This window comes from Salinisphaera sp. S4-8 (assembly GCF_040361235.1).
GTDB lineage: Bacteria > Pseudomonadota > Gammaproteobacteria > Nevskiales > Salinisphaeraceae > Salinisphaera.
Genome location: NZ_APNF01000004.1, coordinates 135,588 through 148,005, shown reverse-complemented (window position 1 = coordinate 148,005; position 12,418 = coordinate 135,588). Strand labels below are relative to the sequence as shown.

General features: G+C 62.8%; 13 protein-coding genes. 9 read left to right on the top strand and 4 right to left on the bottom strand.

Annotation, left to right across the window (positions count from 1 at the left end; translation table 11 throughout):
* Position 1 precedes the first annotated feature (1 nt).
* Both S4A8_RS07545 and S4A8_RS07540 read left to right on the top strand, forming a co-directional pair.
* The gene (locus S4A8_RS07545; protein ID WP_353219684.1) at positions 2-1,210 is read left to right on the top strand and encodes a c-type cytochrome; all 1,209 of its coding nucleotides are present in this window, start codon (positions 2-4) and stop codon (positions 1,208-1,210) included.
* A gap of 84 nt (positions 1,211-1,294) precedes the next feature.
* A complete protein-coding gene (locus tag S4A8_RS07540; protein ID WP_353219683.1) occupies positions 1,295-2,485 on the top strand; it encodes an acetyltransferase domain-containing protein in 1,191 nt (396 codons plus the stop codon).
* Positions 2,486-2,563: 78 nt separating this feature from the next.
* Here the strand turns inward: S4A8_RS07540 and S4A8_RS07535 are convergent, their stop codons facing one another.
* Positions 2,564-4,258 carry a 2-isopropylmalate synthase gene (locus S4A8_RS07535; RefSeq protein ID WP_353219682.1) on the bottom strand — a complete coding sequence of 565 codons (1,695 nt, stop codon included), beginning with the start codon at positions 4,256-4,258 and terminating at the stop codon, positions 2,564-2,566.
* A 190-nt stretch (positions 4,259-4,448) separates the two neighbouring features.
* Between S4A8_RS07535 and S4A8_RS07530 the strand changes: the two genes are divergently transcribed.
* From S4A8_RS07530 to S4A8_RS07520, 3 genes are all read left to right on the top strand, one after another.
* A complete protein-coding gene (locus S4A8_RS07530) occupies positions 4,449-4,913 on the top strand; it encodes an Lrp/AsnC family transcriptional regulator (protein ID WP_353219840.1) in 465 nt (154 codons plus the stop codon).
* A gap of 101 nt (positions 4,914-5,014) precedes the next feature.
* Positions 5,015-5,158 carry an entericidin A/B family lipoprotein gene (locus tag S4A8_RS07525; RefSeq protein WP_353175670.1) on the top strand — a complete coding sequence of 48 codons (144 nt, stop codon included), beginning with the start codon at positions 5,015-5,017 and terminating at the stop codon, positions 5,156-5,158.
* 137 nt (positions 5,159-5,295) lie between these two features.
* Positions 5,296-5,589, top strand: a complete 294-nt coding sequence (locus S4A8_RS07520) for a hypothetical protein (protein WP_353175672.1) — start codon at positions 5,296-5,298, stop codon at positions 5,587-5,589.
* A gap of 9 nt (positions 5,590-5,598) precedes the next feature.
* Here the strand turns inward: S4A8_RS07520 and S4A8_RS07515 are convergent, their stop codons facing one another.
* On the bottom strand, positions 5,599-6,837 hold the full coding sequence (locus tag S4A8_RS07515) for a GGDEF domain-containing protein (RefSeq protein ID WP_353219681.1): 1,239 nt from the start codon (positions 6,835-6,837) through the stop codon (positions 5,599-5,601).
* Between the two features lie 250 nt (positions 6,838-7,087).
* Here S4A8_RS07515 and S4A8_RS07510 point away from each other — a divergent pair, with 250 nt between their 5' ends.
* Together S4A8_RS07510 and S4A8_RS07505 are read left to right on the top strand one after the other, a co-directional pair.
* Positions 7,088-7,846: an SDR family NAD(P)-dependent oxidoreductase gene (locus S4A8_RS07510; RefSeq protein ID WP_353219680.1), complete on the top strand. Its 759-nt coding sequence runs from the start codon at positions 7,088-7,090 to the stop codon at positions 7,844-7,846.
* A 199-nt stretch (positions 7,847-8,045) separates the two neighbouring features.
* Positions 8,046-9,131, top strand: coding sequence for a PA0069 family radical SAM protein (locus S4A8_RS07505; protein ID WP_353219679.1), 1,086 nt, complete (start codon positions 8,046-8,048; stop codon positions 9,129-9,131).
* On the opposite strand, the gene S4A8_RS07500 is transcribed toward S4A8_RS07505, so the two are convergent.
* Positions 9,128-10,096: an alpha/beta fold hydrolase gene (locus S4A8_RS07500; protein ID WP_353219678.1), complete on the bottom strand. Its 969-nt coding sequence runs from the start codon at positions 10,094-10,096 to the stop codon at positions 9,128-9,130. The two genes, S4A8_RS07505 and S4A8_RS07500, sit on opposite strands and share 4 nt — an antisense overlap.
* A 1,039-nt stretch (positions 10,097-11,135) precedes the next feature.
* On the opposite strand from S4A8_RS07500, the gene S4A8_RS07495 reads away from it, so the two are divergent.
* Positions 11,136-11,525, top strand: a complete 390-nt coding sequence (locus tag S4A8_RS07495; protein WP_353180954.1) for a DnaJ family domain-containing protein — start codon at positions 11,136-11,138, stop codon at positions 11,523-11,525.
* The gene (locus S4A8_RS07490; protein WP_353219677.1) at positions 11,522-12,046 is read left to right on the top strand and encodes a GNAT family N-acetyltransferase; all 525 of its coding nucleotides are present in this window, start codon (positions 11,522-11,524) and stop codon (positions 12,044-12,046) included. Before S4A8_RS07495 ends, S4A8_RS07490 begins: the two co-directional genes overlap by 4 nt.
* A gap of 101 nt (positions 12,047-12,147) precedes the next feature.
* On the opposite strand, the gene S4A8_RS07485 is transcribed toward S4A8_RS07490, so the two are convergent.
* Entirely contained in the window at positions 12,148-12,417 is a 270-nt protein-coding gene (locus S4A8_RS07485) for a hypothetical protein (RefSeq protein WP_353219676.1), read from the bottom strand.
* Between the last annotated feature and the right edge of the window lies 1 nt (position 12,418).

Sequence of the window (12,418 nt, the reverse complement as noted above, 5' to 3'; positions counted from 1 at the left end):
CGTGTTGAGCAAGCGTATTCTGATGCTGACCGGCCTGGCCTTCGCACTCGTGGCCGGCACGGCGAACGCGGCCGATAAGGCCACGCTCGAACGCGGCGAATATCTGGCCAGGCTGGGTAACTGCGCCGGCTGTCATACCGCGCCGGGCGGCGAGAACTTCGCCGGCGGCCTGGCCCTGGCCAGCGATTACGGCACCTTCGTCACGCCCAATATCACCCCCGATACAACCACCGGTATCGGCGACTGGAGCGCGGACGACTTCTACAACGCCCTGCATAACGGCGAACGTGCCGACGGCTCGCCGATGTACCCGGCCTGCCCGTATCCGAACTACACGCACGTGCCGCGCGCGGATATCGACGCGATCTATGCCTATCTGCAGAGCGTGCCGGCAGTCGAGCAGCGCCACGCCGATCACGAGCTGGGCTTTCCCTATCGCTATCGCAGCCTGCTCAATGTCTGGCAGATGCTGTATTTCGATGCCGGCGAAATCGAAGCCGACCCGGCGCAAAGCGATGACTGGAACCGCGGTCGCGAACTCGTGGCCGGGCTGGGCCATTGCGATGCCTGCCATCGCGCGCGGGCGACCCTGGGCGCGACCGACGACGACCCCGACGCGCCCGGCGCCATGATCCACGGCTGGTATGCGCCGCCCCTGGCCGACCCGGAACAGGCGGGGCTGCAACAGCTCGATCTGGCCGCAGCCGCGGCCTTCCTGCAAAGCGGCAAACGCGAACATGCCGCGATGATGGGGCCCATGGCCGATGTGGTCTTCGAAAGCCTGCAATACATGCACGACGACGACGCACGCGCGATGGCGACCTATCTGAAGTCGATTCCGCCGGTCTCGGTGGAGTCGCCGCTGCGTCTGATTCGTCTGAGCGATAACGGACGACGCGAGGCCATGGCCGAGGGCAAGGCCATCTATACCGATCGCTGTGCAGGCTGTCACGGCGACAACGGCGAAGGCCGCCACGGCGCGCCAGCCCTGGCCGGCAATCGGGTGGTGACGATGGACAACCCGATCAACGCTGCCAACATGATCCGCCAGGGCGGGTTCGCCGCCGCCACCCAAGGCAATCCGCGCCCGCATGGCATGCCGCCGTTCTACGATCTGGACGGGCGCGATCTGGCCGCGGTCATGACCTATATCCGCGGCAGCTGGGGCAACGACGCGGCGCCGGTGACCGCCACCAATCTCGAGCGCTGAGCGCACCTTGTAGTTGCCGCCGACAACGAGCTACCCGCGCCGACCAAAGATGATATAACATAGCGATTTTTTCGAGAAGCGCTCATGAATCAATCGGTTGGCGCGACGGCCACCGCGCCGTTCGATACCCCGGCCCGCACGGCCGTGCGTTCGCGTATTCAGTCCATCGACGCCCTGCGCGGGCTGGTGATGCTGCTGATGCTGGTCGACCACGCCCGCGAGTTCTTCTTTTTGCATGCGCAGGTGTCGGACCCGGTGAACGTCGACGAGGTCACGCCGGCGCTTTATTTCTCGCGCCTGGCGGCGCATCTGTGCGCGCCGGTGTTCGTGGCGCTGACCGGCCTGTCGGCCTGGCTTTACGGCGCCCAACGCAGCCGCGCGGCGGTGAGTGCGTTCTTGTTCAAGCGCGGCCTGTTCCTGGTGGTGCTGGAACTCACCCTGGTGAACTTCGCCTGGACGTTCGCCCTGCCCCCGGAAAAACTCTATCTGCAGGTGATCTGGGCGATCGGCCTGAGCATGATCGCGCTGGCCGCGCTGGTGCACCTGCCTCGCGGCGTGCTCGCGGCCGTGGGCGCCGTCATCGTACTGGGCCATAACCTGCTCGACCCGATCGCCTTCGCCCCCGACGAATTCGGCTATGTGGTCTGGACGATCCTGCACGATCGCGGCCTGATCGATCTGCCGCTGGGCATCGCGGCCCAGACCTCCTATCCGCTGCTGCCCTGGATCGGCGTGATCGCGCTGGGCTATAGCGTGGGCCCGTGGTTCGCCAAGGACCGCGACCCGATCACCCGGGCGCGCCTGCTCTGGGCCACGGGTCTCGGACTACTGGCGGCGTTCGTCGTGCTACGCGTTCTTAACGGCTACGGCGAACCCGTACCCTGGCAGGCCGGCGATACCGGGCTGCGCACGGCGATGTCGTTCTTTAACCTGACCAAATACCCGCCCTCCGCGGATTTCGTTCTGTTCACCCTCGGCATCGGCACGCTGTTACTGGCCGTGCTGGAGCGCGTGCCCGCCGGCGCGGCTCGCATGCTGGCCGTCTTTGGCGGCGCGCCGCTGTTTTTCTACCTGCTGCATCTGTACGTGTTGCACCTGCTCAACCTGGGCGCGCTGGCCTACTTTGGTGCCAACCAGGGCAGTTTGTTCAGCGTGGCGAACATGGGCCATGTGTGGCTGATCGCCCTGCTGCTCGCGCCGCCGCTGGGGCTGGCCTGTGCCTGGTTCGGCCGGCTCAAACGGCGTTCGCCACAACCATGGATGCGTTATCTATAGACACAAAAAAGCCGCCACAGGCGATCGGCCCGTGGCGGCTTTCAAGCGCGCCCTCTTAAGACGCGGCCCTGGCTGGCCCTAGCTGGCTAGCGCCGTCAACCCGCCACGCTGACCGGTCTGGTCTTCCTCACGCGAGAGGTTGAGCGCGGCAATAATCGCCTTGAGCGCGGCACTCACCGTATCGCTGTCTTCGGCGACCGCGGGAATCCGCAGCGTATCCTTGCGCAGCTGTACGAAGGCGATGGCATCGGCATCGCTGCCGGCCGACAGCGCATGCTCGGAATAATCCGCCACCGCGATCTCTTCGCCGGTATGGCGATGCCAGGCATCGATGAAGGCCGACAGCGGGCCGTTACCGTGGCCCTGTAGCTCGATACGCTGGCGCCCGTCGGAGAGCGTGACGTTCAGGGTCTGGCCATCCTCGCCACGACGCAGGCCGTAGTCCACCAGCGCCAACGGGGCCTGGCGAGAGAAATGCTCGAACAGCAGTTCGCGAATGCGCCCGCTGGACAGCTCACCGGAGACGCGCTCGCTTTCGGCCTGCACATGCGGGGCGAGCGAGAGCATCATCCAGCGCGGCAGGTTGACGCCGAAATCGCGCTCCAGCAAAAACGCCATGCCGCCCTTGCCGGACTGGCTGTTGACCCGGATCACGGCCTGATAATCGCGGCCGATATCGCGCGGATCGATCGGCAGATAGGCCACTTGCCAGTGTTCGTCCTCGCCCTGCTTGCGCAGCGATTTGCGGATGGCGTCTTGATGACTGCCGGAGAAGGCGGTATAGACCAGCTCGCCCACCCAGGGGTGGCGCGGGTGCAAGGGAATGCCCGTGCATTCGTGCACCACGCGGATGATCTCGTCGGGATCGCTCAGGTCCAGCTCGGGGTCAATGCCCTGGCCATAGAGGTTCATGGCCAGAATCACGATATCCATATTGCCGGTACGCTCGCCGTTGCCCAGCAGCGTACCTTCCACGCGTTCGGCGCCGGCCAGCATGGCCAGTTCTGCCGCGGCCACCGCGCCGCCGCGATCGTTATGCGTATGCACGGACACGATCACGCTGTCGCGGTTCTTGATGTTCTGGCAGAAATACTCGATCTGGTCGGCATGATGATGCGGACCGGCCAGCTCCACCGTATTGGGCAGGTTGAAGATGATCTTGTCGTCGGGCGTAGGCTGCCAGATGTCCATGACCGCTTCACAAATGCGTACCGAGAACTCGACCTCGGTGGAGGAAAAGCTTTCCGGCGAGTATTCCAGGCGCCAGTGCACGCCGGGGCGTTTCTGGGCGTTTTCCTTGACCCGCTGGGTGCCCTTGACGGCGATATCGATAATGCCGTCCTCGTCCATCTCGAACACGCGCTCGCGCTGCACTGTGGAGGTGGAGTTGTAGAGATGGATGATCGCCTTGTCCACGCCTTCCAGCGCTTCGAAGGTGCGGTCGATCAGATGATCGCGCGACTGCGTGAGCGCGGCGATGGTCACGTCGTCGGGAATCTGATCTTCGTCGATCAACCAGCGCACGAAGTCGTAGTCGGGCTGACTGGCCGACGGAAAGCCGACCATGATCTCCTTGATGCCGACATCCACCAGCAGCTTCCACAGCCTTTGCTTTTGTTCGACCGTCATCGGCTCGAGCAGCGCCTGATTGCCATCACGCAGGTCTTCGCTCACCCAGATGGGGGCTTTTTCGAGATCGCGATCCGGCCAGGTGCGGTTGAAGGCCGACACGCGGGGCGCTGCGCGATATTTGCGGTGGTCGAAACGGCTCATGATCTGTCCTCGGCTGATCGCATGGTCTGGGCAGCCGCGCTCGCGCAACTGCCGGGTTGTTAGTTTAACGCCTACGCTACGACACACGATTGCCAAAAACGGTGAATCCTCGCGCGATACGCAATTTTCTGCTATCAATCTTTCTCAAACGGTCATTGAGTTGCGCATCGTGAAAAATCGCAGTGAATACGTGGAACTGGATCGCTTCGATCGCCAGATCGTCGAATTACTCCAGGCCGATGGCCGGATGAGCAATCAGGACCTGGCCGAGGCGGTGAATCTGTCGCCCTCGCCTTGTCTGCGTCGGGTACGCGCGCTCGAACAGGCCGGCATCATTACCGGCTATCACGCCCGTGTGAACGACCGCGCGCTTGGCTACGGGCTGACCGCGCTGCTGCTGATTTCCATGGACAAGCACACACCGGAACGCTTCGAACATTTCGAGGCCCGGGTCGCGGCTCTGCCGCAGGTGCAGGAATGCCTGTTGATCACCGGCCAGGAAGCCGACTACCAGCTACGCATCGCGGTGACCGATATGGACGACTACCAGCGCCTGTTGCTGGAACACATCACCCGGATCGAGGGTGTATCCGGCGTGCATTCGAGCTTCGTGCTGCGGCGTGTTCTGCACGATCGTGTGTTGCCGCCGCGTTAGGGCCTGGTTCTTACCGCCGCCAATCGCCTATATTCGCTGTTCAGTCGACGTACGGCGATACAGGCGCATCGTCGCGTCGACCTATCAACCCGGAGTACCGTATGACTCGATCCACACTCGCTGGCCTGCTGGCCCTGACCGTGTTCTCGATGGGTTTGCTCGCGGCCTGTACCAATACGCTGCACGGTGCGGGCGAAGATATCGAAAAAGCCGGCCAGGAAGTCCAGAAGAAAACCGACGACTGACCGCGCGGCCGCCCGGCCCCTACAGGTGCACGCCGGCGTGTGCCGGCGTGCACGCTGGCCCCATGCTGCGTGATTGATGCGTATTACCGGTACACTGGCCGACTGCAACCGCTTTTGAATCAACCGGCGCCATGCGCATGGATAGCGACAATATCTTTCACTGGATCGGCGAAAAGCTCGGCGCCGCCATTCGTTTCATCGTCGATGCGCTGGCCTGGCTGTTCGACAACCTCTACGGCGCGATCGACAGCTTCGTACGCGGGCTGACCGGCGCGCTGGGCATCAATGCCTCGATCTTCAGCCTGCTGATCCTGGTCATCGGACTGGCCATGCTCTATGCCGCCGTACGCGCGCTCATGCGCCGTGCCGTGGTCGCCACGGTGCTATGGACCGTGTTCGGGGTAATCGTGCTGAGCTGGCTTATTCACTAGACCGGCTCACTAGACCGGCAGCGCGTCATCCGTAAAGCGCGTATAGCCCACCTGGTTGCGGCCGTTGGCCTTGGCTTCGTACAGCATGCGATCGGCCTCGCGCAGCACGGCATCGGTCGGCGCTTCGGCGAATTCGGCGTCGACATGACACAGGCCAACGCTGACCGTAACCCACTCGGCCACCGGCGAATGGGCGTGGGGAATCTGCGCATGCTCGACGACTTCGCGCACCGATTCGGCCAGGGTCCGGGCCTGTTCACAGCCGCAGTCCATCCATAAAAGCAGAAACTCCTCGCCGCCGTAACGGCCACAGAAATCCAGCGGACGACGGGCATGGTTGGCCAGGGCATCGGCCACCTGCTGGAGCGCCACATCTCCGTGCTGGTGACCGTAATAGTTGTTGTAGGCGCCAAAGGCATCGATATCGATCATCGCCACGGCATAGGATTTATGCTCGCGCCGCGCGTAGTCGTGAGCATGGCTGAGCGCGGTTTCCAGCGCATGGCGATTGAGCAGGCCGGTCAGCCGATCCAGGCGGGACGTATAGCGCAGCAAGCTGGCATTGAGCCAGGTCGCGCGGATCGTGTATTCCGAGGAATAACCCGCAATCACTGCCACGACCACCAGCAGGGCCGTCGTGTAGATATCGTAGGCGCCGTCGATGGGCACGAACCACGCCTCGACCATGAACACCTTGGTCATGACGAACGCCAGCAACGCCAGCTGTAACCAGAAGCGGATTCGCGACAGACACAGCATGGCCACCGCCGCGACGCCAATCAGCTCCAGCGGCAGCTCGAATCCGGCCCGGGCATAGACGACGCGCAAGCCCAGAAAACTCGCGGAAATCACCACGAATAGCAGGGCCATGCCCAGTTCCATTACCGTAGAGGTCGGCCGGCGCAGACACAGGTACAGACACACCAGCGTCATCGGAATCATGACGCTGAACTGGATGAACCGAGTCACGCCGACCAGCTCGTAGGGCAGACCGAGCCAGGGCACATCAATCAGCGCACAGCTAAATACGCCGATCAGGGATAGAAAAATCAGACTGGCACGGCTCAGCCGGCTGGAATGCCGAAGGTAATCGTGAAAATCGTGTTCTAGCGGCCGCGCAAAGTACAGGCGTACGAAACCGCGGTCGATCTGGCGCTGAATCCGCCGCGTCGGGGCGCCGTCCGCGGTGTCCGATCCCTGACCGGCCCCGGCATTCGGACTATCCATATCCGTCGTCGACGATTTCATCCTTTCCCCGCGGCGCGCTTACACCGCCACGTTAACGAAGCCCGCTGTCACAGCGTACACAGCCCGGCATTGATCCAAACCAAACGAATGGGCCCATCCGCATAAATACGGACAAAAAACGCAAGCGCCTGGCCGCCCGATTCCGGCGAAGACCGCAACAAGCCCTGCGCGCATCAACTGTTTCGATGCCTGGGGCGTAAACCGCACCCTATACAGGTTAGCGGCCGATACAAAAGAAAATGGAGGGAAAATGCAACGAAAGCACTATCTGATCCAGGGCGGCGGACGCGGTCTCGGCCTGGCGCTGGTCGAACGGCTGCTCGAAGACGATGAACACGCCCAGGTGATCGCCACCGTGCGTACGCCAGCCAACGCCGATCGGCTGCATGCGCTGGCCGAACGTGAAGGCGAGGACCGTGTGCAGATCGTTGCGCTCGATATAGGCGATGAAGACAACATCGCAGCCGCGCGCGAGCAGGTTGGCCAGATAAGCGATCGGCTCGATCTGCTGATGATCTGTGCCGGGCTGCTGCACGACGACCACGGCCTGTGGCCGGAAAAACGTCTCGCCGATATCGACCCGGCCCATCTCATGCGCGCGTTTACGGTCAACGCCGCCGGACCGTTGCTCATGATCAAGCATTTTCACGACCTGCTCACGCATGGTGATCGCGCGGTCATCGCCAGCCTGTCCGCCCGGGTCGGCTCGATATCGGATAACCGGCGCGGCGGCTGGTATGCCTATCGCGCGAGCAAGGCCGCCCAGAACCAGTTCACCCGCACTGCGGCCATCGAGCTTGGCCGGCGCTCCAAACAGTTAATCTGCGTGGGTCTGCATCCCGGCACGGTGGATACCGGCCTGTCCGCGCCCTTTCAACGCAACGTGCCCGAAAAACAGTTGCAGACAGCGACGGGGGCCGCACAGCATCTACTGGCGGTGCTTGCGCGTCTTACCCCCGAGGACAGCGGCCAGCTGTTCGACTGGGCCGGCGAAGTGATCGCGCCCTAGCGATACGCCGCGCCAACGCCGCTTTTGATTATGTCCAAAGTTGCGCAGCCCACCCGGGCGCGCGATCTGTCTTTCAGCTTATTCGCATGTCTTCGCGTTCATTGGCACACAAACCGCTTGCTCAAACATAGACGACACCGTGGCATACATCACCAAAACGCCCCTTGCCGAATAAACTGTTCATGCATACAGTTTATACATGCCGCATCGTCCCATCCATCACAAAAGCCGGGGTGCGTTGACCAACCCCGTGTCACGCTTTGCCAGCGCGCATGCCGTGGATTTCGACGACGGCTGGCAAACCCTGGATTTCGAAGACATCGAACGCCCGGCCACGCGCCTGCACACCGACCCGGCGCGGCGGGTGATCAGCCGCAACAGCTCGCCGGACGTGCCGTTTGATGCCTCCATCAACCCCTACAAGGGCTGCAGCCATGGCTGTATCTATTGCTTTGCGCGGCCCACGCACGAATACCTCGACCATTCGGCGGGCTTGGATTTCGAAACCGAGATCTACTACAAGGCCGACGCGGCCGAGCGCTTCGAGGCCGAGCTGCGCGACCCGAACTATCACTGCGAACCGATCACCCTCGGCGCCAATACCGACCCCTACCAGCCGGACGAAAAACAGCTGGGGGTGACCCGCGCACTGCTGGACGTGGCACTGCGCTACAAGCAGCCGTTATCGATCATCACCAAGGGCCGTCTGATCGAGCGCGATCTGGACCTGCTCGCGGCGCTCGCCGAGCGCAATCTGGTGAGTGTGATGATGAGCCTGACCAGTCTGGCCCCCGCCATCAAACGCAGTCTGGAACCGCGCGCGGCGGGGCCGCAGCAACGCCTGCGCGCGATACGCGCGCTCAGCGAGGCAGGCGTGCCGGTGGGCATGCTGGTCGCGCCGGTGATTCCGGCGATTACCGATCACGAACTCGAAGCGCTGATCGAACAGGGCGCGGCCGCCGGCGCGCAAACCGCCGGCTATGTGCTGTTACGGCTGCCACACGGCATTGCCGATCTGTTTCGTGAGTGGCTGGATACGCATTACCCGCAACGCGCCGCGCATGTCATGAGCCTGATTCAGCAAATGCACGGCGGGCGCGATTACGATTCGAACTGGGGCACGCGTATGCGCGGCACCGGCGTCTATGCCCAGCTCATCGCCCGGCGCTTCGAACTGGCCTGTCGACGCGCCGGCATCGGCGCGCGGCGGCGGATCGCCCTGGACAGCAGCCAGTTTCGGCCGCCGCCCGCCGCCGGCGACCAGCACGGCTTCGATTTCGGCTAGTCCGCGTGCAACGAATCGACCGTGCCCGCGTCGCTATCGCCGTGCACCAGCTCGGCGATCCATTCCACGAACAACGGCAGCAGCCGCGGCGGCAGATCGTGGCCCATGCCCTCGACTTCTTCGTAGCGCACATTGGGCAGATGCCGTGCCGTATCGCGGCCGTTCTTGACCGGCAATAACGGGTCGGCCTTGCCGTGGATGACCAGCGCGGGCTGGGTGATCTGGCCGAGCATCTCCACGCGCGAGGGCGCGGCCATGACCGCCAGCATCTGTCGCCGCGTGCCCGCCGGCCGATAACTGCGCTTGACGTTGCGCCGGATTTCGCTGGTCCAGTCTTCCAGGGTACGGCCGTAGTCGGGGCTGCCGATCATGCGCATCGTTTTGGCCATGTGCCGGGCGACGGTGTCCGGGTCTTTGTTCTTCGGCGCCTTGGCCAGGCGCAAGAGCACTTTCAAGCGCCCGCGCGGCAGCCGGCGCGCGCCCGATGTCGACATGATCGAGGTCAGGGTCAGCACCCGTTGCGGATAGTGACCGGCCACCAGCTGCGCGATCATGCCGCCCATCGACGCGCCCACCAGATGTGCCTGCTCGATACCTAACGCGTCCATCAGCGCCACCGTATCGGCGGCCATGTCGTCGAGCGTGTAGGCGGTGCGAATACGCCGCCCCAGCAGCGACTTGATGAAAGCGCTGCGCGCGCCGTCATAACGCGGGCCGCGGCTGCCAAGCTGGCTGGACAGACCGATATCGCGGTTGTCGAAACGAATCACGCGCAAACCGGTATCGGCCAATGCACGACAGAAGGCATCCGGCCAGCCGGTCAGCTGTGTGCCCAGACCCATGATGAGTAGCAGCACAGGATCCTCGTCGCGGCCGAACTGCTCGTAGGCCAGCTCCAGACCATTGGCCTCGACGCGATCGCTGAAGTCGGCGCCGTCCAGCGCCGGCGCGAGAAATTCCGTCATCAAAATATCCTTGCCGTCACGTCCTGTTGTTCGTCGGTGGCACGCACGCCACCACGAAAACCCGCATTTTACGAAACTGACGAAAGCCGGCCCGTACACGCGGGGCGCCGACGCTCGGCAACTGTGCCAGACGATCGCGACTCCGTAATCAGCTGAGCAATGGCTTCGTTGTTCAAAAGGAACCGCAGGTTGCGCAGATGAACAAGCGCGGCAGCTGCGCGAAACGACAGCGAATGACCGCGATGCCCTGTGTTTGATCTGTGTGACCTGCGTCGATCTGCGGACCTTTGCTTGCCGCTCTTGCCACCCAATTCAAAACACCCATGCGGTCGATCGCCCACCCCGGCCGAATCAACAAATCGGCGTAATCTGCGCAATCTGCGGATAAATGGCTTCTTGCTTATGTATGCCACACAGTGGGCTTGGCTCGAGCAGGCAGGTTGTCCGCAAATGAACGCGAATAAGGCGAAAGACAAATCGCTCGAAGGCCGTGGCTCTGCTGTTCGCGCTGCATGCGAAAGGCAATCCGCAGACGACAGCGAACGACGGCGATGCCCTATCTCCGATCTCGGTGATCTGTGTCGATCTGCGTCGATCTGCGGACCTTTGCTTACCGCTAGTGCCACCCCAGTCAAAACACCCATGCGGTCGATCGCCCACCACGGCCGAATCAACAAATCGGCGTAATCTGCGCAATCTGCGGATAAATGGCTTCTTGCTTGTGTGTGCCAACTAGTGGGCTTGTCTCAAGCAGACAGGTTCTGCGCAAATGGACACGAAGACACGCGAATACGGCGAAACGAAAGATCGGCGCAAGGGTGACGGATCAGCACCTCAAGCCGTATGCTGAACTTTGCCCATAATCAAGCGCAAAGAAACCGGCTGGCGTGACGCGGCGCCTGTTACGCAAACGGTCTTTCATTCGCGTGTATTGGCGTTCATTCGCGGACCACTTGCCGCCTTTGAACGTGGACCAGTTCACGGGCACGTCGGTTTTCACGCCTCACTGCCGAACTTTTACAGACATGAAAGAATCGCCATGAGTTTGCTCGATCGTCTTGCCGACGCCCATATCAAAGCCGCCGCCGAACGCGGCGAGTTCGACCGCCTTGCAGGCGCCGGCAAACCATTGCCGCGCGATACGGCCCGCGATGTGCCGCCCGAACTGCGTGCCGGCTACCGGCTGCTCAAGAACGCCGGCTTCGTCCCGCCGGAGATCGAAGCAAAACGCGAGATTCGTGATATCCACGATCTGCTGCGCACTGCCGATGCCGACAGCGGCCAGTCGCAACGACTGAACCGGCGACTGCGCTGGCTGGAAACCCGGTTGCGCGAAAGCCGACGCGGGCGTGCCCTGCTGGCCGATCCCCATTACGCGGGCGCGATCCGCGAGCGCTTGGCCTCGAGCCAAGACGGCGACGCACCATGACCCAGTGCCTGTTACAGCCAGCCACCCGTGCAATCGATCACCACCGCGTGGCCGAACTGGCGAATCGTATCTGGTATGAGCACTACCCCGGCATCATCAGCCGCGCCCAGATCGAGTACATGCTCGCCACCCAGTACGACATGGCCACCCTTGAGCGTCAGCAGAACGCCGGCACGCGTTTCGTGCTCGCCTGGATCGACGACACAGCGGTTGGTTTTGCCGGCGTGTCCCCCGATGCGCAGACGCGCCGGTGCGCCTGGCTCGACAAGCTCTATATTCTGGCGGCCTATCGCGGCCAGGGGATCGGCCGGCGCCTGATCGACTGGGCAGCCCATACCGCGGCCGAGCTCGACGCCACGATGCTCTATCTACGCGTGAACCGGCACAACGCGGCCTCGGTGGCCATGTATCAACATGCCGGTTTCGATATCGAGCGCGAGGATGTGAAATCCATCGGCCACGGCTTCGTGATGGACGACTACATCATGCGCATGCCGATACCCGAGGATTCATCGGCCTGATAGCGCCCATCGCCGAAGCTCAGCTGCAGGCTGCGGAGGAAACCCAAAGCGCGGCCGCGCTTTGGGCGGTCGGCTACAGCGAACTGTTATACGTCGTCGATTTAACGCCAGTCACTGCTTGGCTTTCCGTCTTCCGGGCCAATAAACGCGCCGATGCTGTTCTCCAGTATTGCCTTTTTCGCGTCTGCGAGCGCGGCCGAATCTGACGCGAATGTTTGGTCCCAGACCGTCGAGTTGTTGTACTCATCGACGACTTCAAGCGTCCACGCTTGGTCGCCTTTCAACCGATAAATTTGAATTTCAACTTGTCGCCCCCCGCTAGTCAGCGGGCCGCTCAACGGTGAATCCTCCAACTCCGGTCCTTCGCTCATC

What these genes read in the sequence shown, in the direction of transcription:
- S4A8_RS07485 (WP_353219676.1), bottom strand. Translation starts at nt 12,417, where the DNA reads ATGAGCGAAGGACCGGAGTTGGAGGATTCACCGTTGAGCGGCCCGCTG.
- S4A8_RS07525 (WP_353175670.1), top strand. Translation starts at nt 5,015, where the DNA reads ATGACTCGATCCACACTCGCTGGCCTGCTGGCCCTGACCGTGTTCTCG.
- S4A8_RS07495 (WP_353180954.1), top strand. Translation starts at nt 11,136, where the DNA reads ATGAGTTTGCTCGATCGTCTTGCCGACGCCCATATCAAAGCCGCCGCC.
- S4A8_RS07500 (WP_353219678.1), bottom strand. Translation starts at nt 10,096, where the DNA reads ATGACGGAATTTCTCGCGCCGGCGCTGGACGGCGCCGACTTCAGCGAT.
- S4A8_RS07540 (WP_353219683.1), top strand. Translation starts at nt 1,295, where the DNA reads ATGAATCAATCGGTTGGCGCGACGGCCACCGCGCCGTTCGATACCCCG.
- S4A8_RS07515 (WP_353219681.1), bottom strand. Translation starts at nt 6,837, where the DNA reads ATGAAATCGTCGACGACGGATATGGATAGTCCGAATGCCGGGGCCGGT.
- S4A8_RS07510 (WP_353219680.1), top strand. Translation starts at nt 7,088, where the DNA reads ATGCAACGAAAGCACTATCTGATCCAGGGCGGCGGACGCGGTCTCGGC.
- S4A8_RS07505 (WP_353219679.1), top strand. Translation starts at nt 8,046, where the DNA reads ATGCCGCATCGTCCCATCCATCACAAAAGCCGGGGTGCGTTGACCAAC.
- S4A8_RS07520 (WP_353175672.1), top strand. Translation starts at nt 5,296, where the DNA reads ATGGATAGCGACAATATCTTTCACTGGATCGGCGAAAAGCTCGGCGCC.
- S4A8_RS07535 (WP_353219682.1), bottom strand. Translation starts at nt 4,258, where the DNA reads ATGAGCCGTTTCGACCACCGCAAATATCGCGCAGCGCCCCGCGTGTCG.
- S4A8_RS07490 (WP_353219677.1), top strand. Translation starts at nt 11,522, where the DNA reads ATGACCCAGTGCCTGTTACAGCCAGCCACCCGTGCAATCGATCACCAC.